Below are 20038 nucleotides of genomic sequence, written 5' to 3'. Positions count from 1 at the left end.
TGACGGGTTCAGTTTCTAGGTTGGACAAGCGTGTTTTGGAGACAGGTGTGCGATCTAACCCCGCTTCTGCCTTAGCAGGAACAATTCCGGGTTTACGTGTTCAACAAACTTTCGGGTCGCCCAGGTGCTGTTCCAAATATTGTCCTTAGAGGAGGAACCAGTTATACAGGTGGAGGTTCGCCTTTAGTCATTGTAGACGGTTTGATACGGTCGGGGTTTCAAGACATAAACCAAGATGATATTGAATCTATTGACGTGTTAAAGGATGCATCTGCTACTGCTATCTATGGAGCAAGGGCATCAAACGGTGTGGTATTGATCACAACAAAAAGAGGAAAAGAGGGTGTTTCTAACATTACCGCCAAGGCAAAAATCGGGATGAATTCATTAAATATTCCATTTGAATTTTTGAACGCGGAAGATTATATCTATTGGTCGCGTAAATCTATTCAAACTTCTGGGATTTACAATCCAACACAACTAAATCAACTAACTTCTGCAGTTCCATTTGGTACTGGCAATAAGTATAAGGATGCAAACGGCAATATCCTGGATGGGAATGTAACCAACCAGGCTGTCTGGAGTACTATGTTTTTGGATGATACCAACCGTGAATTATTGAATAAAGGTTGGAGGACGATGATTGATCCAGTGACTGGCAAGGAGATAATTTTCACAGAATTCAATTATGGTGACCAGGCATTAAATCAAAATGCGCTTACTCAAGATTATAATGTTGCCATGCAAGGTGGAAACGATAAAGGGAAATATTATGCAAGTCTTGGAAAATATTATGAAGAAGGTGTACCCGTAAAGACTTTTTATGATCGACTGACATTTATTCTTAACGGAGATTATAAGATCAAACCGTGGTTGGAATCACTTTCAGGGTTGAACTTTGCTAACACGAAATGGCGAGATGCTAATAATGCTGAAGCGAACTATATGACGAGAGCTTTAGGTGCACCTCCAACCATGCGCGGCTACAATGAAAACGGGGATCTGTTGATAGGTCGCGACAACTGGGACGGAAATGTTATGGTAAATATTGACAAATTTATCCGTAATAATGAGAACCAGAAGCTTACACTTTCACAAGGTTTTAATATCAAGTTTTCTGAAAAGCTCAATTGGAAATCAACAGGGAGTTGGTATTTGAATCAAAGTATGAATGAAGCCTTCAATAAGGATTATTTGAACTCTCCAGGCAATTGGGTAAGGTCTCGAAATTCAAGTGCTGGTTACGACAAAACCTTAAACCAAACATATAATTCGGTTTTGAACTATAGGGACTCTTTTTTAGGGAAGCATAATGTTGACGCCATGCTAGGCTGGGAATTTTTTGATTCTTATAACAAAGGTTTGTCAGCTTCAGGTTCGGGTGCACCTACAGATGATTTCATGGATTTGGCGCTCACAAGCGTTGACAACCTTCGCAGTATAGATTCTTACCATAATAGGTACCGTATTAATTCTTTCTTTGGGCGTATCAACTATGATTATGATCAGAAGTATTTATTGACCTTGACAGCACGTCGTGATGGATATTCAACATTATTGAACAATAGGTGGGGTACATTTCCAGGGATTTCGATCGGTTGGAATTTGCATAATGAGGAGATGTTCTCCAACTTCATAGGACAAGATCAGGTCGTTAATACCTTGAAGCTTCGTGCAAGTTATGGAGCAAATGGTGACATAGGGCCAGTTACTGCAAATAACAGGGGCTATTATTATTTACAAGGAAGATACGGGACCTCAAACTACAATGGTGCTGTAGGTTACACCATGAATAATCCAAGTAATTTCGGGTTAAAATGGGAAAGCTTAATCACTAAAGAGGTTGGTTTAGAAACAAGGTTAGTGAACCGATTGGATCTTTCATTGGCATATTATCACCGAACTACTTTTGATAAGATTGCAGAATTGGTTTTGCCAGTCACCGCTGGAGGATTTCCAATCTTAACGAACAATGGTGATATGCAAAATCAAGGTTTTGAGATCGATTTGAACTACAACATTCTACGGAATAGTGATTGGATGTTGAATTTCAATTTAAATACTGCTTACAATGCCAATAAGGTTTTAAAATTACCAAACAATGGAGTTGAAAACAATCGACAAGGAGGTTTTCAGGTCTATGATCCAGTAACCAAAGATCTTATTTGGGTTGGAGGCATTCAAGAGGGTCAAGACCCAAATATAGCTTATGCGTATCAAGCCGAAGGAATCATCCGTACGCAATCTGATTTAGATAATTATGCTTTGAAGCTTCAGGACTTAATAGGAGCGAAAACTTTAGTTCATCCTGATGTTTTTGAGGGCATGTCAGCCTCTGAGAAGGCTTTGCATTATCCAATAGCATTGGGTGATGTCATGTGGAAGGATGTGAATGGAGATGGCATTATTAATTCTTACGATCAAGTTTACCAAGGGAGAACGGTTCCTAGATGGACTGGCGGTTTTGGGATTTATTCATCATGGAAGAATTTCAGTTTGTCCACACGTTTCGACTATGCCTTGGGATTTGTGCAGTATGACGGTCCACGCGCATGGTTCATGGGGATGATGCAAGGAACATTTAACACAACCCAGGATGTTTTTGATACATATACTCCAGAGAATACGGGAGCCAAATATCCAACTTATTATTTCGCTGATCAATTATTCAAAAATAATACGAGTAGGATGAGCAGTATGTTTTTCAATAGAGGTGATTATTTGGCGTGGAGAGAAGTTTCCTTGTCATATAGGTTGCCGAGATCAATTGCTGAGAAAGCAAAGCTTGAAGACTTGAGTCTTTCTGTGACTGGTCAGAATTTACATTATTGGTCAAAAAGTACTTTATTTTCTCCGGAAAGTGGGAGTATTGGCCAGGGCGGTGGTGGTTATCCATTGCCAAGAACAGTGATTTTTGGATTACAATTAACATTCTAAGAGCCTTTTATTATGAAAAATATATTTTTAGCGATCGCATTAATGGCATCTACGGGTTGGATGACATCATGTAGCAAGATGGATTTGGATTTAGTTCCTGAGGACTATTTTGCCAGTGGCAGTTTTTGGAAAAATGAGGAGCAGGTAAGTGGAGCAATGAAAGGCTTGCACGCGCAATTAAGAAATAATCAGAGTACATTTTGGACATTGGGAGAGCTTCGAGGCGGTACATTGCGTGATGGTACAGGTTTTACGGGGACATCTTCTTTAAGTTCTGCCAATATTATCATTCAGGATCTACGCGAAAGTGCGACGGGTATATCAGGCTGGGCCGGTCTTTATGCACCAATCTTTCAGGTGAACAACTTTATTTATCAAGTTAATAATGCTAGTTATCTCTCGGATGACAAGAAGGCTTATTATTTAGGGCAGGCACATGGAATCAGGGCATTTTATTATTTCCATCTTTTTCGTACATATGGTCGCATTCCTCTTGTTACAGAGCCTTTGGTGGCGATCAATACACCAAGTTCAGCGGAGTCAGCATACACGGCAAGGACAAAAACAGAGAAGGAGTCTTTAGATTTCATCAAAGAGGAGATTAATAAGTCTGTTTCTTCATTTGGGGATGATTTCAGCATTAAGGATCAAAAAGGGCAATGGTCTTTGGCCGCATCTCAGATGTTAAAGGCAGAGGTATATTTGTGGTCTGCGAAAGTTTCTATTGATGGATCAGCTCCAACAGCAACACAGCAAGATTTGCAAACCGCAAAAACAGCAGTTGAGGCCGTAATCCCTAAATTTTCTTTACAGAGTTCATTTGAAAATGTATTTAATTCTGCAAGTGTAGCAGCAAATAAAGGTAACAATGAGATCATATTTGCTATCCGTTACTTAACGGGAGAAGCAGCTAATACATTATTCCCTTATTTTATTTATGCACCGGCAGATGTTCTCTCGGGTTTTGTGGATGATAAAGGCAATAGTATTGATGGTGATCCATTGAAGATTGCATCCAGTGGTACGATTTTAAGATATGAATATAAATACGATCTGTATCAATTGTTTGATGCAGCGGACCAACGTGCTAATTTTACCTTCCTAAACTTTAATAAAGGAGATTTACATGCGGTTGTCCTAAGAAAGTATTTAGGAACATTCCAGAATGATATTAGAGTATATACGGATGATTATCCAATTTATCGTTTGGCAGATGCCTATTTACTATTGGCAGAAATTAAGAACAAATTGAACCAGGACCCGACTGCTGAAATCATGATGGTTCGTAATAGAGCTTATCAGGGAAATGCTCCACAGTTTGTAAATGGTTCCTTTGAGTCGAATGAAATTGCTATATTTTATGAGCGTAGCAAAGAATTTGTGGCTGAAGGAAAGCGATGGTATGATTTGAGAAGAATGCAAGACGGTAATGGCAGACCATTAGTATTCCGAAAAGATTTAAATCTAGTCGGCGTATTGGAGAACAATGATTCTCAAAAACATAAGATATTATGGCCAATTGATTTAGGCACCTTATCCGCAGACCCTAAACTTACAGGAGATCAGAATCCTGGTTATTCAGGAACATAATTTATAATTTTAACAATACTATCCTAGTCTTCTAGGATAGTTTTTACACATTTACACTATGCTAACTAACAAAATTGAAGGATTAATAGCCGCTCCTTTCACTCCATTTGATTCCAACGGAGAATTAAATCTAGATCTTATCCCTTCTTATTATGAATCATTAAAGAAGAACCATGTTAAGGGTGCTTTTATTTGTGGATCTACTGGGGAAGGTGTTTCTCTTACTTTCGATGAAAAGGTTTCTGTTTTAAAAGCCTGGACGTCCTTAACGAAAAATGATCCTGATTTTGCATTGATTATGTTTTTGGGTGGCACAAATATCAAGGAATGTAAACAGCTTGCTGTTATATCTGAACAAGAAGGTGCAGATGCTATTTCATTTACTTCTCCTTTTTATTTTAAGCCTGCTGGCGTTCAACAATTGGCGAAATGTTGTGCTGAGATTGCTGCTGCTGCACCTCATACTGCATTTTACTATTACCATATTCCAGTATTGACAGGTGGTAATTTCAATATGATCGATCTATTGATGGAAGTGGACAATAAGATACCTACTTTCAGAGGAATCAAATATACCCACGAAGATTTTATGGATTTCTTATCCTGTTTAAATTTTCAAGAAAGAAAATATGATATGTTGTGGGGCCGTGATGAAAATATGTTGTCTTCATTGGTTTTAGGTTCTAAGGGAGCAGTTGGAAGTACTTACAATTATGCTGCACCATTATATTTAGAATTAATTGAAGCCTATAATAATGGTGATTTAGAAAAGGCAAATAAATCACAACAAAAATCAATTGACATGATTCGTTTGTTAGGGAAATATGGGGGCATTGCTACTGGAAAATCTTATATGAAATTGGTTGATTTGGATTGTGGTGAGTTTCGATTACCTATAGCAAATATGTCAAGCGATCAATTTGAATTATTTAAGAGAGAAGTAGAGGATTTGGGTTTTGCAGGATTTAAATCTATTCGATAATGCAATTCAAGGTTATAATATCAATGGCGATTTTGATGGTTGGATGTTCAGGTAATGAAGGGAAGCTTCATTTAGAATGGGGTAATGCGAGCAAGTTACCGGAAGAATTTGGTAAGCCTAATTTAGGGGTAGCAGGGCCTTTGGTTGGTGTTTTTGGGAATCGTCTTTTAATTGCTGGAGGAGCTAATTTTCCAGAAGGTATGCCTTGGGATGGAGGCAAAAAGGTTTATCAAAAATCAGCTTATTTATATTCATTTGAAGGTTCCGAATTGAAATTCTATAAGCAGTTCGCTTTAGAGGATGCTTCCGCCTATTCTGCCAATGTAAATATTTCAGATGTCCTGTATAGTGCTGGGGGAGAAAATGAAAATGGTGCAATTGGAGAAGTTTACAGGTATCAGTTGAATAAAGATGAAAACCTAGAGAAAACTCAAATGCCAGATTTGCCGTATCCATTAACGAATGGCGGATTAGTTGGAGGAGGTAACCATTTATACTTTGTTGGAGGAGAAAACTCTGATCATGTTTCTGATAAGGTCTTTCAATTGCATCTGAAAGAGAATGGCGATGGCTGGCAAGAATATTTAACACTTCCATATCCTGTTAGTCACGCAGTTGTTGTCAGTGATGGTTTAAATAAGATTTATGTAATTGGGGGCAGGAAAAGAAACGCGAATTCGCGCAGTGATATTTATGACGATATCTTGGAAATAGATATTAATTTTAAAAATATAAAAACTATTGGTCAGCTTCCTACAGCTGTTGCTGCGGGAACAGGTTTGTACTATCAGGGTAAAATCTTGGTGTTTGGAGGTGATCAAGCAAATACCTTTCATAAAGTTGAGGATTTGCTGGGTCAGATTAATTTAGAATCCAATCAGGTCAAGAAAGATAGTCTTATCGGTGTTAAAAATGATATTCAATTAAATCATCCGGGTTTTAGCAAAGAGATTTGGGCTTTTGATTTGGTAACAGGTGCATGGATGGCTTTGGAAGGAATGCCGCGATTAAGTCCGGTTACTACTTCCGCAGTCCTAAAGGATAACATTTTTGTAATACCATCAGGTGAGATAAGAGCGGGAGTTCGAACGGATCAAATTTTAGTTGGAAAGATTGCAGGGTCCAATTAATGATCCTGATAAGAAATTATAATCTATGAGAAATAGCAATAAATATCCTTGGGTGGTTGTTGGGTTACTATGGTTTGTGGCATTGTTAAATTATATGGATCGCCAGATTTTGTCGACCATGCGTCCGGCAATGGCGATTGATATTGTTGAGCTGGAGAGTGCTGCTGTATTTGGCAATCTAATGGCTGTATTTCTGTGGATTTATGGATTTATGAGCCCCGTTGCAGGAATGGTTGCTGACAAATGGAACCGTAAATGGTTGATTGTTGGGAGTTTGTTTGTGTGGTCTGCTGTTACGTTGGCTATGGGTTATGCCAATACTTATGAGCAATTATATGCATTAAGAGCTATAATGGGTGTAAGTGAGGCTTTATATATTCCTGCAGGACTGTCATTGATTGCTGATTACCATTCGGATAAAAGCAGGTCTTTGGCAATTGGGATCCACATGACAGGGTTTTATTTTGGGCAGGCATTGGGAGGGTTTGGCGGAACAGTTGCAGCATCTTTTTCCTGGCATTATACCTTTATATTATTCGGATTGATTGGAATAGTTTATTCTTTTGTATTGATATTTTTCCTACATGAAACAGACCATAGATCTGTTGCTAAAAAAATTATTGGAGATAAGACCTCATTATTCAAAGGTATATCCTTATTGTTTTCAAACGTAGCGTTTTGGGTGATTTTGCTATACTTTGCTGTTCCAAGTTTGCCGGGCTGGGCAACAAAGAATTGGTTGCCAACTTTATTCTCAGAGAATTTGCACATACCGATGGAACAAGCTGGTCCATTGGCTACCATAACAATTGCTCTGTCATCGTTCTTTGGGGTTATATCTGGCGGAATTATTTCAGACAAATGGATTCAAAGAAACTTGCGGGGGAGGATTTATACAAGTGCAATAGGTCTTGGATTAACTATTCCTGCGGTTATTCTCATAGGTTATGGGCATAGTGTGTTTGCTATTGTCTTAGCTGGTTTGATGTTTGGGTTTGGCTTTGGCATGTTCGATGCCAATAATATGCCTATTCTCTGTCAATTTGTTTCTTCCAAATACAGAGCTACAGCATATGGTATTATGAATATGGTTGGTGTTTTTGCTGGTGCATATATTACTAAATTATTGGGTGCTTCTGCAGATGCAGGGCAATTAGGAAGTGATTTCGCCCTATTGGCAGGAATAGTGTTGATAGTTTTGATTATTCAATTGGCTGTTTTAAAACCAAAGTATAATGAAGCAATCGATTAAATTTTTGTTTTTCATTTTCATCTCCATTAGTTCTCTCTTTGCGCAAACAAAAAAGAGGGTTGCATGCATTGGAGATTCTGTTACCAAAGGATATAATTTGGCTAATGGGAAATCCTATCCTGCGCAATTGCAAGAATTATTAGGTGAGGGATTTGTGGTTGGTAATTTTGGAAAAAGCGGCGCTACCTTATTGGAAAAAGGACATAATCCCTATTTAAAATCAGAAGAGTTAAAGGATGCTTTAGAATTCAGTCCAGATATCGTGGTGATATCATTAGGATTAAATGATACAGATCCGAGAAACTGGCCAAATTATAAATTAGATTTTACGAAGGATTATTATAAGCTAGTCTCATTATTTAAACAACATAACCCTAATATTGAGATTTATGTATGTCAGATGACTCCCATTTTCAGTGGACATGCACGATTTTTATCCGGAACAAGGGAATGGTACAACCAGATTCAAAAAAATATTGAAGATATAGCTATCTTAAACAACTATAGACTTATTGACAACAAAATATCTTTAGCAAGCCGCATAGATCTTTTTGATGATTATCTGCATCCAAATGAACAAGGTGCAAAGATATTAGCAGAAAATGTATTTAAACATATTGTTCCTGTTAGGCAGAAATTATCTGTTTCTAATACAATTGGGTCAAATATGGTTCTTCAACGCGACGAAAAAGTTTCTATTTATGGTAAAGCATCTTCTAAAGAAAAGGTAATCCTTGAATTAGAGAACAAGACTTATTCCTCCCAAGCTGATGAATTAGGGAATTGGGAAGTAGGTATTAATCCCCATTCTGCCGGAGGTCCATATTTAATAAAGATTAAGACTGATCAGGATTCTATTTTATTAGGGAATATTTTGTTTGGAGATGTTTATTTGGCATCTGGGCAATCCAACATGGCATTCCCATTAAAATTGGCAAAAAATTCTGAACCGCTGATAGGGAATGCAAGTTTAAATAATCAAATCAGAATCTTCAAGAGCAAAAATCTAGTAGAAACGAACAATTCTGAATGGAGTACTGATATTTTGAAAAAGGTGAACGATCTGGAATTTTTCACAGGAACCTGGGAAACTCTGAACGCTGAAAATTCATCGAATTTTTCAGCGATTGCTTATAGTTTTGGATTGGATATCCATCAAGACAGCAATGTTCCGGTTGGTATTATTGAATTGGCTGTTGGAGGCTCTAATACCGAGTCTTGGATTTCTAGGGAATGCTTGGAGAGTGATGATTTACTTGCGGGATACATCCATACTTGGAGAAAATCAGATTTCATTCAAGATTTCTGTAAAGAAAGAGCTGGAGTAAATTTGAAGCAGTCTAGTATAAAACACCAGCGTCACCCATTTGATCCTTCTTACAACTTTGAAGCAGGATTAGTGAAATGGAAGAATACTAATATTAAGGCTGTCCTATGGTATCAAGGGGAGAGTAATGCTCATAACGTTGAACTGCACGAACATTTATTTAAAACCCTCGTTCATTCCTGGCGCAAGAATTTTGCTAATAGTGGCAATGTCAAGGACAAACTTCCCTTTTATGTTGTACAACTATCTAGTATCGATCGTCCCTCTTGGCCATATTTTAGGGATAGCCAAAGGTTGATTTGTTCAGAAATTCCAAATGTATTTATGGCTGTTAGTTCAGACTTAGGTGATTCTCTTGAAGTGCACCCTAAAGACAAAATTCCAATTGGTATCCGTTTGTCTAATCTCGTTAAGAAACATGAGTTTGGAAAAAATATCAACTCGGATACTCCACAGCCAATCAAAGCCTATCCAATAAAGAACAATTTATTCGTGATTGAGTTCAATAACGCCAAAAAATATTAAAGTATTAGGTGGCAAAGAGGTTATTGGATTTCAAGGAATGGATAATAATGGGGAGTTTGAAGTCTTACATGTTAAAGAGATAAAAGGGAATAAAGTCATCCTATTTAATCCAAAATCTTTGTCTAAGATATATTATGGTTATCAGGCATTTACAAGGGCAAATTTAATGAATGAAGAATCAGTTCCTGTTTCGACCTTTTCAATAAAAAACTAAAAAAATGTATACAAATGAAGAGCTGGACAATCTAGCTGAATTTTATAAAAATCAATTAATAAACGATACGGTTCCATTTTGGTTTTCCTAGATCATATGATCATGAATTCGGGGGTTATTTATTGATGCGGGACTATGACGGCACATTGATAGATACGGATAAAGCTGTTTGGATTCAGGGGCGAGCATGTTGGTTTACTATCAACATTGTACAATACAGTGGAGCCACGTCAAGAATGGTTTGGAAGGTGCAAGACTAGGCTACGAATTTATCAGGGATAAGTGTTTCAACCCTGATGGCAAGATGTATTTTCATGTGGACCGTGAAGGAAATCCGATTCGGATGCGTCGCTATTTTTTCTCGGAAACATTTGCTGTTATTGCGAGCGCTGCCTATGCTAAAGCTTCTGGCAGTGGTGAGGCAGCAACTTTTGCGAGGGAAATGTTTACCGTTTGTTTAGAATATGCTAATGGAAAAAGGGTAATGGATCCAAAGTTTGAGGATACAAGACCAAGTAAAGGTATTGGCATTCCAATGATTATGTGCAATACAGCGCAGCAATTGAGGGAAACAATCGGTGACCCTCGGTGTGACGAAGCTATCATGGGCTGGATCAAAGAAATTGAGGAAAAATTTTGTAAAAGATGATATTCGCTGTGTTATGGAGCAGGTTTCATTAGATGGGGATATTATAGATCACATTGATGGGCAGGACATTAAATCCAGGTCATGCTATTGAGGGCGCATGGTTTTATTTTACATGAAGCCATTTATCGAGGCATGGATCAACATTTGATTGATTTAGGGGTTAAGGATGTTGGATTATATGTGGGAAAGAGGTTGGGATGAGGAACATGGTGGAATCTTATATTTCCGAGATGTCTATAACAAGCCGGTGCAGGAGTATTGGCAAGATATGAAAATTTTGGTGGCCACAGAATGAAACCATAATTGCTTGTCTATTAGCTTATTTAATAACCAAGGATGAGAAAATATTCAACGATGCATAAACTTATCCATGATTATGCCTATAAGCATTTTCATGATAGTGAACATGGGGAATGGTTTGGTTATCTTCATAAAGATGGAAGTATTGCCCAAACTGCGAAAGGCAATATGTTTAAAGGACCTTTTCATTTGCCTAGGCAAGAATGGTATTGTTGGGCAGTAATCAATAAGTTCAAAGTTTAAATTTACCAAATATGAAAAAACTATTATTATCATTATTAGCTGTTTGCTTACTTTCTGGGGTTCAAGCGCAAGAAACTGTTGTATTTAGATCTGGGGATGATGGGCTATGCGAGCTATAGAATTCCTGCCATAATAAAAAACAAGAATGGGGAATTGATTGCTTTTTCCGAAGGCCGTGTAGATCATGCGGGAGATTATGGCAATGTGGACATTGTATATAAAGTTAGCAAGGATAACGGCAAGACTTGGGGGGGATTTGAAGGTTGCGGCAGACTATGATAAACTTCAAGCGGGAAATGCAGCCCCAGTAGCAGATTTATTGGACCCTGCATATCCTGAAGGTAGAATATTCCTTTTTTATAATACCGGAAATAATCATGAAGGCGAAGTGAGAAAAGGTAAAGGTCTACGAGAAGTATGGTACATTACCTCGACTGATGGAGCAAAACATGGTCAGAACCTGTGAACATCACAACGCAGACACATAGGCCAAAAACAAACAGAAATAAATCCTGAATATTCTTTTTCTGAGGATTGGAGAACCTATGCAAATACACCAGGGCATGGATTTCAATTTGTTTCAGGGCCTAATAAAGGTAGGATTTACATCGCTGCCAATCACAGTGCCGGGGATCCCACAGCCACAAGGTAAAGATTGGAATGCTCATGCCTTTTTATTCTGACGATCATGGAAAAACCTTTAAATTGAGTGATAACCTTCCGTATCCCGGAACGAATGAATCTATTGCTGCTCAAATAGGAGACAATGAAGTGTATATGAGTTCTCGGAACCAACAATTGACTCCTAAACAAAGGGTTATTTCGATTTCTAAAGATGCTGGACAGACATGGGTGAGTTCATCTCCTGATGCTAATCTACCTGATCCAATCAATCAAGGATCTGCTTTATCATGGAAAAAAGGTAAAAAATTTATTTTGGCTCATATTAATGCTGCAGATGAGAAAGATCGTAATAACTTGACCTTGAGGCTATCAAAAGATAAGGGAAAGTCTTGGTATTATAATAAATTGATTGCCAAAGCTCCTGAGGGTTACAAAGGTGCATATTCAGCCTATTCAGACATTGTACTGATAAAACCCAATACTATTGGTATTCTTTACGAGAAAGACAATTATAAAGAAATCATTTTTCTGACTGAGAAGATTAAATAAGTTAAAACCCTAGGCTAATTGCTTAGGGTTTTGTTTTTTAAAGTGCATATTGTCAAAAAAATCCTGTAAATTGAATTTTATCTACATTGTTAAACCATTCTAAACTTTTTTCACGATATGTTTCTGAGAAGTATAGTTTATATTAAAACTCTAATTTATGTACCAGTGGTTAGAAATTCATTTTTAATAGCTTTGGTGTTGATTTCTGTTTCTTTTTTTGATTCATGTGCAAAAAGGAATTCTGCGGTTTCGAGTTCATTTGTTGAAGGGGGAAATACTTTTCAGAATCCTGTTTTTGAGCCTGTCTTGGCTGATCCTACGGTGCTTCAAGATCCTAAAAACAAAGCTGTTTTATGCATATGGTACTCAAGACAATTGGGATGATGGTCAAGGATCTAGGTTGGTTCCAATTTTGGAATCCAAAGATATGGTGAATTGGAGTTATGTTGGTCCTGCCTTTCAAGAAAAACCTTCTTGGAAAGGTGCTGGCGGCATCTGGGCTCCAGATATTAATTTAGTGAACGGGAAATACTATTTATACTATTCTTATTCAACGTGGGGCGATAAAAACCCAGGTGTAGGTTTTGGCTATTTCGGATTCTCCAAAAGGCCATTTATAGATCAGGGGAAGTTTGTTCGACAGTGAATCTATGAGTGTTCCTAATTCATTGATCCTTTTTTTATTGCTGATAATGGGAAGAATTATATTTTTTTGGGGAAGTTTCTCAGATACTCCTGGGCAAGGTACTTTTGCTTTGGAATTGAGTGAAGATGGCAAAAAAGTCAATATTGGACAGAAAGTAAAAATCGCAGCAGGTGATTATGAGGCGGTCACCATTTTTAAGAAGAATGGGTATTATTATTTTTTAGGATCTAAGGGAAGTTGTTGTGAGGGAGCTAATAGTAAATATCATGTTTTGGTAGCTAGATCGAAGAATCTATTAGGACCTTATGTGGACAAAGAGGGAAGGGATATCAAGGAAAGAGGAAATGGAACTATTGTAATGCAGGGTTCTGAAGATATCGTCGGCCCAGGACATACATCAGGGGTTATAACTGACGCCAAAGGTCAGGATTGGATTTATTATCATGCGATTGATAAGAATCAAGGGAAACTTGGAAACGGTACGTCTAGAAGAATGCTAATGTTGGATCCATTAGTTTGGGAAGGTGAATGGCCGATTATCGGGGGAGGCAAACCTCAGAACAAGAAACAGAAAAAACCAGTCATAAATTAAATTCAGCTTTAAAATTTTATATGAAAATCAGATTATTTTGTTTAGGATTATTGTTTTTGTTGAGCAATGTTGCAAATTCACAAGAGTTGCCAGGGAATCCATTGTCCGGTTGCATTGGGGCGATCCATACATTATTTTATGATGACAAGCAGGACACCTATTATCTGTATGGCACTGGTGGGTACAAAGAATGGTTTTTGTAGTATATTCTTCCAAAGGATTTGAAAGATTGGGAGAATGAAGGAGTTATTTACACTAAACCTACAGGAGAAATCATGGGGAACGAAAGATTTTTGGGCACCCGAAGTTTATAAATGGAATGATAAATTTTATCTGTTCTATAGTGCACATTGGAAAGGAAAATCCTAATAATGAGTTGGAGAATTATAAAATAGGCCGTCGCAGTTTCCTGACAAGCCAACTGGTCCGTTTTATAGACATTGATGATAAACCGTTATTTGATCCAGGATATCCAATCATTGATGCAAATGTATATGTGAGTGAGGATGGCAAGAAATACCTTTATTATTCGAGGTGCTGTTATAAGCATCCTGTAGAATCAGAAATTGCTGCTTGGGCAAAAAAGAAAGGTTTATATGATGAGATTGAAGAGAGTTGGGTTTACGGAGTTGAGTTGAAGCCTGATTTGAGTGGGGTAATCGGAGAACCGAAATTATTATTGCGTCCACCAGTAAAAATCAATGATAAACAAGCAGAATGGGAAAGCAGATCAGTTAACAATGCTGAGATAAATCGTCGATGGACCGAAGGGTCTTATCTTTTTAAGCATAATAATCTTTATTACATGATGTATTCTGCGAAATCATTATGCTGGACCTTATTATGCTGTTGGATATGCGACTTCAAAAAATCCACTAGGGCCATTTAAGAAATCTGCTGCCAATCCAGTCTTGGAGAAAAATAATGATAAAGGTGGCGATGTTACAGGGACTGGCCATAATTCCATTTTTGTTGGCAAAGATGGTAAAATGTACTGTGTATATCATGGAAGGACTACAAAGACGGGCAATGATCGGGTTGTTTTTATAGATCCGATAGAGATAGATTCTCAAGGTGTGTTAAAAGTACACGGTCCTACTACAAATAATTGATGGAATTTGTATCTTAGGAGAACTAATTGAAGAACCACCTATGCCAGATTTTGCAATTAATGACGTACCACACCACTCGCTTAAACATATTAACAGGGAAAGAATTCTTGTTTCGCCACATCGCAGCAAGCGACCATGGCAGGGGCAAGTGGAGGAATTTATCCTTAGATAAAAGGCTGAATATGATCCAAATTGCTATCTCTGTCCAGGGAATAAACGGGCAGATGGCAGTGAAAATCCCAATTATAAGGAGAGTTTGTTTTTGTCAACGACTTTTCTGCTCTGTTGAAAGATACTGAAGAAGGAAATATAAATGAAGAAGGATTATTAGTTGCTGAAACTGAGCGAGGAATTTGTAAAGTTTTTGCATTTTACTCCAAGGCATGATTTGACTCTTCCTGAAATGGATGTTGAGGATATCAAAAAGGTCGTTGATGTATGGCAGAGCGAATTTACCTCTTTAGCGTCCAATGAATGGGTTAAATACATTCAGATATTCGAAAACAAAGGATCTATTATGGGCTGTAGCAACCCACATCCTCATGGTCAGATTTGGGCGGAAAGTAAGTTACCCATGGAAATCCTCAAAGAGGAAAAGCAGCAGCAGGAATATTTCCTAAAAAATAAAAAGTCTTTATTATCTGATTATCTAGCCTTAGAATTAGAGAAAAAAGAACGAATTATCATTGACAATGAGCATTTTGTGGCTTTAGTTCCATTTTGGGCGGCATGGCCATTTGAAACCCTGCTGATCAGTAAGCGTCAGGTTACGGATATCACTGAGTTTTCTGAAGAAGAAAAGTTTGGATTTAGCAAGAACCTTACAGGAGCTAACCATCCGTTATGATAATATATTTTCAACGACTTTCCCATATTCTGCAGGGATGCACCAAGCTCCTGTAAACAATGGGGAACCAGGATTTTTGGCATTGGGCATATGCATTTTTATCCACCATTACTGCGTTCAGCGACTGTAAAGAAATTTATGGTAGGTTATGAGATGTTAGCTAATCCCCAAAGAGATATTACTGCAGAAAAAGCAGCAGAAATCATCAGAAATCAACCCACCATACATTATAAATCTAATACCAAATGATTGAGAGAGACCAAATTAGTGCTAAGTATAAGGAATTGTACGGGAGTAGATCCAGCATTAGTTTCCAAATCGCCCGGAAGAATTAATATAATTGGAGAACATACGGATTATAACGAAGGATTCGTTCTGCCTACTGCAATTGACAAAGCTGTATATGTGGCTTTAGGGAAGCGTAATGATACAGAGATTCATTTATTTGCAGAGGATTTTAATGAGTCTTTTCAAGTTGATTTAAAAGATGTTTCACCAACCGATAATGGCTGGCCAAATTATATTCTTGGAGTAGTTAATCAATTGAAGGATCGTGGATATAAGATTTCGGGATTTAACCTTTATATAGATGGGGACATACCTGTGGGGGCTGGTCTTTCATCATCTGCAGCAGTAGAATGTGCTACAGGTTTTGGATTGAATGAACTTTTTGATCTGAATATTGACAGGGTTTCCATTGCAAAAATTGGTCAGCTTGCTGAACCACACTTATGCAGGGGGTAAAATGTGGAATAATGGATCAGTTTGCTTCGGTATTGAGCAAGGAGAACCATGTAGTTAGATTAGACTGCAGAGATCTTTCTTATAGCTATGTTCCTTTGGAGCTTGGAGATTACGAGATCGTGTTGTTAAACACGAACGTTAAGCATTCCTTGGCCTCATCTGCATATAATGACCGAAGGCATTCATGTGAAAAGGCAGTAGCCTTAGTAAAGGAAAAATATCCTGAAGTAAATAGCTTGAGAGATGTAACTATTGAAATGCTGGATGAGATTTGTGCAGCCTATTGATAACGACAGTTATGTTAAAGGGAAGTTTGTGGTGGAGGAAAACGAAAGACTTGCCAAGGCTTGTGAGGCTATGGATAGAGGTGATATCCAAGAAATGGGCCAGACAAATGTTTAGAGCTCATGAGGGTTTGAGTAAGGAGTATGAAGTTAGTTGTGATGAATTGGACTTTTTGGTAGAAAATGCTAAGAAATTTCCTGAAGTTTTGGGAGCAAGAATGATGGGAGGTGGTTTTGGGGGATGCACCATTAATATTGTAAAGAAGGGTTTCGGACAGCAATTAGTGGATTCCATATCGCCTGTCTACAAAAAAGAATTTAACCTTGAGCTAACACCTATTTTTGTTAAAACTGATAATGGCTCAGAATTAGTATATTAGACTTAATTATAAACTAACCAATGAATAAATCTATCTTAAAAACGTTGCTTGCGGGCTCCCTTTTTTGCGCCTATAGCATGTCAGCAAAATAGTAAGCAGGAAAGCAACATTACTGGCCGACAGTACAGATTCTGTTGTTACAATCTTAGATTCCACCTCATTTTCAGGAGATATTGATGGAAAATCTGTCAAGCTTTATACGTTAAAGAACTCATCTGGTGCAACGGCATATTTCACAAATTTCGGAGCAAGAATCGTGGGACTGCAAGTTCCTGATAAAAATGGTACTTTAACAGATGTTGTCTTGGGGTTTAATAAAGCTGCTGACTACAACAACCCAAAAGAGCCTTTCTTTGGACCTATTGTCGGTCCATTTGGTAATCGGATTGCAAAGGGTAAATTTAGTATCGATGGGGAGGAATTTACCACTCCAACCAACAATGGTCCCAATACCTTGCATGGTGGAGTTAAAGGCTTGCATTTTCAAAATTGGGAAGTCAAAACTGTAAATGATAAGGTTATCACATTCGCATTAACACTTCCTGACAAAGCTGAAGGATTTCCCGGACCAATTCATATTGAAGTAACATATAGTTTGTCAGATAATAATGAATTGACGATTGCATATAAAGCTACTTCTGATAAGAAAACAGTTATTAACTTAACAAATCATGCATATTTCAATTTAAATGGTGAAGGCAGTGGTACTATTCTAGGACATACTTTGAAACTTAATGCTGATAAGTATACTCCTGTAGACAGTACTTTGATTCCTACTGGAGAATTGGCAGGTGTTAAAGATACTCCTTTTGATTTCACCACTTCAAAAACGATAGGCCAAGATATTGAACAGGACAACGAGCAATTGAAATTTGGAAAAGGCTATGATCATAATTGGGTTTTAAACGGGACAAAAAGTTGATGGGCTAAACCATGCAGGAACTTTAACAGGAGATAAATCTGGCATCGTAATGGACATCTATACTGAAGAACCTGGAATTCAGTTTTACAGTGGGAATTTTATGGCGGACAATGTAACACTTAAAAATGGTGCTAAGGATAGTTTCCGTACGGGATTATGTTTGGGAGACCCAACATTTTCCCAGATTCTCCAAACCAGCCTAATTTTCCATCTACATCATTAAATCCTGGAGAAACCTATACCAGCAAATCTGTTTACAAGTTTACGACTAAATAAAAACCATGGAAACCAAAGACTATATCGTATTCCTATGCTACTTCATAATAGTAGCAGGGTATGGACTTTACATTTATTATAAGAAGAAATCCGCTTCTGGGGATTCTAAGGATTATTTCTTGGCTGAAGGTTCCTTGACATGGTGGGCAATTGGAGCTTCTTTGATTGCCTCGAATATTTCTGCTGAGCAATTTATCGGCATGAGTGGTTCAGGATTTAAGATTGGATTGGCTATTGCAACTTATGAATGGATGGCGGCAGTGACATTGATCGTAGTTGCTGTATTTTTCCTTCCAGTTTATCTCAAGAACAAAATCTTCACGATGCCACAGTTCTTACACCAGCGGTACAATGGAACTGTAGCCATGATTATGGCGGTGTTTTGGCTGTTATTGTATATTGTGGTAAACCTAACATCCATTTTGTTCTTAGGGGCATTGGCAGTCTCCAGTATTTCAGGATTGGATTTCCAGGTCTGTATGAATTGGTTTGGCCGTATTCGCGATTTTCATCACCTTAGGAGGTATGAAAGTAATTGGTTACACCGATGTAATCCAAGTATTCTTTTTGATTTTGGGAGGTCTAGCAACCACTTATTTGGCATTAAACCTTGTTTCAGATCATTTCGGTGGGACAGGAGTACTGGATGGATTTGGTATTGTTCATGAGAAAGCTCAAGATCATTTCCACATGATCTTGAAGCCTGACAACCCGAATTATATTGACTTGCCTGGATTATCAGTTTTGATAGGTGGTATGTGGGTTATCAACTTGAACTATTGGGGATGTAATCAGTACATCACTCAGCGTGCATTAGGCGCGGATCTTCCGACCGCTAGAAACGGTTTATTGTTCGCTGCAGTTTTAAAATTACTTATGCCATTGATCGTAGTATTACCTGGTATCGCTGCTTATGTTTTATATAATGATGGATTATTCCAACAAGAGATGATTGCTGGTGGAGAATTGAATCCAGATAGAGCATACCCGGTATTATTGAATTTATTACCTACAGGTCTTAAAGGACTATCATTTGCTGGCGTTAACCGCTGCGGTTGTTGCATCTTTGGCAGGTAAAGCAAATTCAGTTGCTACTATATTCTCATTGGATATTTATAAAAAGATTTTTGATAAAGATGCTACTGAAAAGAAATTAGTGAATGTTGGGAAGATTACTATTGTTGTTTTCTATGATCTTAGCAATTTTTATTGCTCCATATTTAGGTATTGACAAGAAAGGTGGTTTCCAATATATTCAAGAGTATACAGGGTTTGTATCTCCGGGTGTATTTGCGATGTTCTTATTGGGATTCTTTTGGAAGAAAACGACCTCAAATGCAGCATTGTTTGCTACAATAGTAGGTTTCATACTGTCAATTGTATTGAAATTCTTGCCTAATTTCATGGATCTTTCTTTCTTAGCTTCTACAGGATTTGCTATTCCTGTGGACGGGGTTTACGAAATTCCATTCATTGATCGTATCGGCTTTGTTTTCATCTTCTGTTTAATCGGTATGTACTTTATAAGTATGTATGAAAACAAAAAAGGTGTTGTTACCAATGGTTTGGAAATCGACGCTACGATGTTCAAGACAAAAACAGGTTTTGCAGTTGGTGCATTACTTGTAATTGGTATTACAGCAGCCTTGTATACTATCTTTTGGTAGGTATAATATAGAGTTAAAAAAATCCCCTTGACTTTTTTTTAGTCAAGGGATTTTTTTTATTTTATCTCTTTTAGAGCTTGATCAAAATCCTGAATTAGATCGTCTATATGTTCAATTCCTACTGAAATTCTTAACATCCCAGTCGTTATTCCAGAGGTTGATTTTTGGGATTTATCGGTGATGTGAACCCCACATGCTAGCTGGGTGGACAACGAGAGATTCTACACCTCCAAGGCTAGCGCATTG

At 37.7% G+C, this 20038-nt stretch carries 24 protein-coding genes and 3 pseudogenes; 26 read left to right on the top strand and 1 reads right to left on the bottom strand.

Annotated elements, in window-relative coordinates; translation table 11 throughout:
- Positions 1 to 96 precede the first annotated feature (96 nt).
- From FGL31_RS20630 to FGL31_RS20555, 26 genes and pseudogenes are all read left to right on the top strand, one after another.
- Positions 97 to 2937 (top strand): SusC/RagA family TonB-linked outer membrane protein, encoded by a 2841-nt coding sequence (locus FGL31_RS20630; protein WP_138094127.1) that lies wholly within the window; start codon positions 97 to 99, stop codon positions 2935 to 2937.
- Between the two features lie 12 nt (positions 2938 to 2949).
- On the top strand, positions 2950 to 4527 hold the full coding sequence (locus tag FGL31_RS20625) for a RagB/SusD family nutrient uptake outer membrane protein (protein ID WP_138094125.1): 1578 nt from the start codon (positions 2950 to 2952) through the stop codon (positions 4525 to 4527).
- Positions 4528 to 4585: 58 nt separating this feature from the next.
- A complete protein-coding gene (locus tag FGL31_RS20620) occupies positions 4586 to 5509 on the top strand; it encodes a dihydrodipicolinate synthase family protein (protein ID WP_138094123.1) in 924 nt (307 codons plus the stop codon).
- Complete coding sequence (locus FGL31_RS20615) at positions 5509 to 6639, top strand: Kelch repeat-containing protein (RefSeq protein ID WP_138094121.1); 1131 nt, start codon at positions 5509 to 5511, stop codon at positions 6637 to 6639. The genes FGL31_RS20620 and FGL31_RS20615 overlap by 1 nt, the downstream gene beginning before the upstream one ends.
- 25 nt (positions 6640 to 6664) lie before the next feature.
- The gene (locus FGL31_RS20610; RefSeq protein WP_138094119.1) at positions 6665 to 7891 is read left to right on the top strand and encodes an MFS transporter; all 1227 of its coding nucleotides are present in this window, start codon (positions 6665 to 6667) and stop codon (positions 7889 to 7891) included.
- Complete coding sequence (locus FGL31_RS20605) at positions 7875 to 9743, top strand: GDSL-type esterase/lipase family protein (RefSeq protein ID WP_138094117.1); 1869 nt, start codon at positions 7875 to 7877, stop codon at positions 9741 to 9743. The genes FGL31_RS20610 and FGL31_RS20605 overlap by 17 nt, the downstream gene beginning before the upstream one ends.
- Positions 9715 to 9957 carry a hypothetical protein gene (locus FGL31_RS20600; RefSeq protein WP_138094115.1) on the top strand — a complete coding sequence of 81 codons (243 nt, stop codon included), beginning with the start codon at positions 9715 to 9717 and terminating at the stop codon, positions 9955 to 9957. The genes FGL31_RS20605 and FGL31_RS20600 overlap by 29 nt, the downstream gene beginning before the upstream one ends.
- Positions 9958 to 10126: 169 nt before the next feature.
- On the top strand, positions 10127 to 10606 hold the full coding sequence (locus FGL31_RS26960) for an AGE family epimerase/isomerase (protein WP_232047042.1): 480 nt from the start codon (positions 10127 to 10129) through the stop codon (positions 10604 to 10606).
- Positions 10607 to 10942: 336 nt separating this feature from the next.
- Entirely contained in the window at positions 10943 to 11149 is a 207-nt protein-coding gene (locus tag FGL31_RS26955) for an AGE family epimerase/isomerase (RefSeq protein WP_232047041.1), read from the top strand.
- Positions 11150 to 11227: 78 nt separating this feature from the next.
- Positions 11228 to 11428 (top strand): sialidase family protein, encoded by a 201-nt coding sequence (locus tag FGL31_RS26950; protein ID WP_232047040.1) that lies wholly within the window; start codon positions 11228 to 11230, stop codon positions 11426 to 11428.
- Positions 11406 to 11615, top strand: a complete 210-nt coding sequence (locus FGL31_RS26945; protein ID WP_232047039.1) for a sialidase family protein — start codon at positions 11406 to 11408, stop codon at positions 11613 to 11615. The genes FGL31_RS26950 and FGL31_RS26945 overlap by 23 nt, the downstream gene beginning before the upstream one ends.
- Positions 11616 to 11815: 200 nt before the next feature.
- Positions 11816 to 12322 carry an exo-alpha-sialidase gene (locus FGL31_RS26940; RefSeq protein ID WP_232047038.1) on the top strand — a complete coding sequence of 169 codons (507 nt, stop codon included), beginning with the start codon at positions 11816 to 11818 and terminating at the stop codon, positions 12320 to 12322.
- Between the two features lie 295 nt (positions 12323 to 12617).
- Entirely contained in the window at positions 12618 to 12968 is a 351-nt protein-coding gene (locus tag FGL31_RS28475) for a family 43 glycosylhydrolase (protein ID WP_171017746.1), read from the top strand.
- Positions 12969 to 13014: 46 nt separating this feature from the next.
- Positions 13015 to 13560 (top strand): family 43 glycosylhydrolase, encoded by a 546-nt coding sequence (locus FGL31_RS28470; RefSeq protein WP_171017745.1) that lies wholly within the window; start codon positions 13015 to 13017, stop codon positions 13558 to 13560.
- 20 nt (positions 13561 to 13580) lie between these two features.
- Positions 13581 to 13763: a hypothetical protein gene (locus FGL31_RS26930; RefSeq protein WP_232047037.1), complete on the top strand. Its 183-nt coding sequence runs from the start codon at positions 13581 to 13583 to the stop codon at positions 13761 to 13763.
- A 116-nt stretch (positions 13764 to 13879) separates the two neighbouring features.
- The gene (locus tag FGL31_RS26925; protein ID WP_232047036.1) at positions 13880 to 14449 is read left to right on the top strand and encodes a family 43 glycosylhydrolase; all 570 of its coding nucleotides are present in this window, start codon (positions 13880 to 13882) and stop codon (positions 14447 to 14449) included.
- Positions 14373 to 14672 carry a family 43 glycosylhydrolase gene (locus FGL31_RS28465; RefSeq protein WP_317131156.1) on the top strand — a complete coding sequence of 100 codons (300 nt, stop codon included), beginning with the start codon at positions 14373 to 14375 and terminating at the stop codon, positions 14670 to 14672. The genes FGL31_RS26925 and FGL31_RS28465 overlap by 77 nt, the downstream gene beginning before the upstream one ends.
- Before the next feature lie 235 nt (positions 14673 to 14907).
- A pseudogene (locus FGL31_RS26920) lies at positions 14908 to 15059 on the top strand (galactose-1-phosphate uridylyltransferase); the annotation flags it as partial.
- A complete protein-coding gene (galT, locus tag FGL31_RS26915; protein ID WP_394366167.1) occupies positions 15004 to 15519 on the top strand; it encodes a galactose-1-phosphate uridylyltransferase in 516 nt (171 codons plus the stop codon). The pseudogene FGL31_RS26920 and the gene galT (FGL31_RS26915), both read left to right, overlap by 56 nt.
- A pseudogene (gene galT / locus FGL31_RS30140) lies at positions 15476 to 15768 on the top strand (galactose-1-phosphate uridylyltransferase). Before galT (FGL31_RS26915) ends, galT (FGL31_RS30140) begins: the two are co-directional and overlap by 44 nt.
- Positions 15769 to 16263, top strand: coding sequence for a galactokinase (locus FGL31_RS26900; protein WP_232047033.1), 495 nt, complete (start codon positions 15769 to 15771; stop codon positions 16261 to 16263). It begins immediately after the preceding pseudogene.
- Between the two features lie 11 nt (positions 16264 to 16274).
- Positions 16275 to 16550 carry a galactokinase gene (locus FGL31_RS26895; protein WP_232047032.1) on the top strand — a complete coding sequence of 92 codons (276 nt, stop codon included), beginning with the start codon at positions 16275 to 16277 and terminating at the stop codon, positions 16548 to 16550.
- Positions 16551 to 16561: 11 nt separating this feature from the next.
- The gene (locus FGL31_RS26890) at positions 16562 to 16927 is read left to right on the top strand and encodes a galactokinase (protein WP_232047031.1); all 366 of its coding nucleotides are present in this window, start codon (positions 16562 to 16564) and stop codon (positions 16925 to 16927) included.
- Between the two features lie 88 nt (positions 16928 to 17015).
- Positions 17016 to 17849 (top strand): aldose epimerase family protein, encoded by an 834-nt coding sequence (locus tag FGL31_RS20560; protein ID WP_197734405.1) that lies wholly within the window; start codon positions 17016 to 17018, stop codon positions 17847 to 17849.
- Positions 17850 to 17898: 49 nt separating this feature from the next.
- Positions 17899 to 18072, top strand: coding sequence for a hypothetical protein (locus FGL31_RS26885; RefSeq protein WP_232047030.1), 174 nt, complete (start codon positions 17899 to 17901; stop codon positions 18070 to 18072).
- Between the two features lie 49 nt (positions 18073 to 18121).
- Positions 18122 to 19792: pseudogene (locus tag FGL31_RS20555) on the top strand (sodium/sugar symporter).
- Positions 19793 to 19848: 56 nt separating this feature from the next.
- Here FGL31_RS20555 and FGL31_RS30135 read toward each other — a convergent pair.
- Positions 19849 to 20004, bottom strand: coding sequence for a PLP-dependent transferase (locus FGL31_RS30135; protein WP_197734344.1), 156 nt, complete (start codon positions 20002 to 20004; stop codon positions 19849 to 19851).
- Between the last annotated feature and the right edge of the window lie 34 nt (positions 20005 to 20038).

Source organism: Sphingobacterium daejeonense, from assembly GCF_901472535.1.
GTDB classification, from domain to species: Bacteria; Bacteroidota; Bacteroidia; order Sphingobacteriales; family Sphingobacteriaceae; genus Sphingobacterium; species Sphingobacterium daejeonense.
This window is presented reverse-complemented; position numbering and strand designations above follow the sequence as displayed.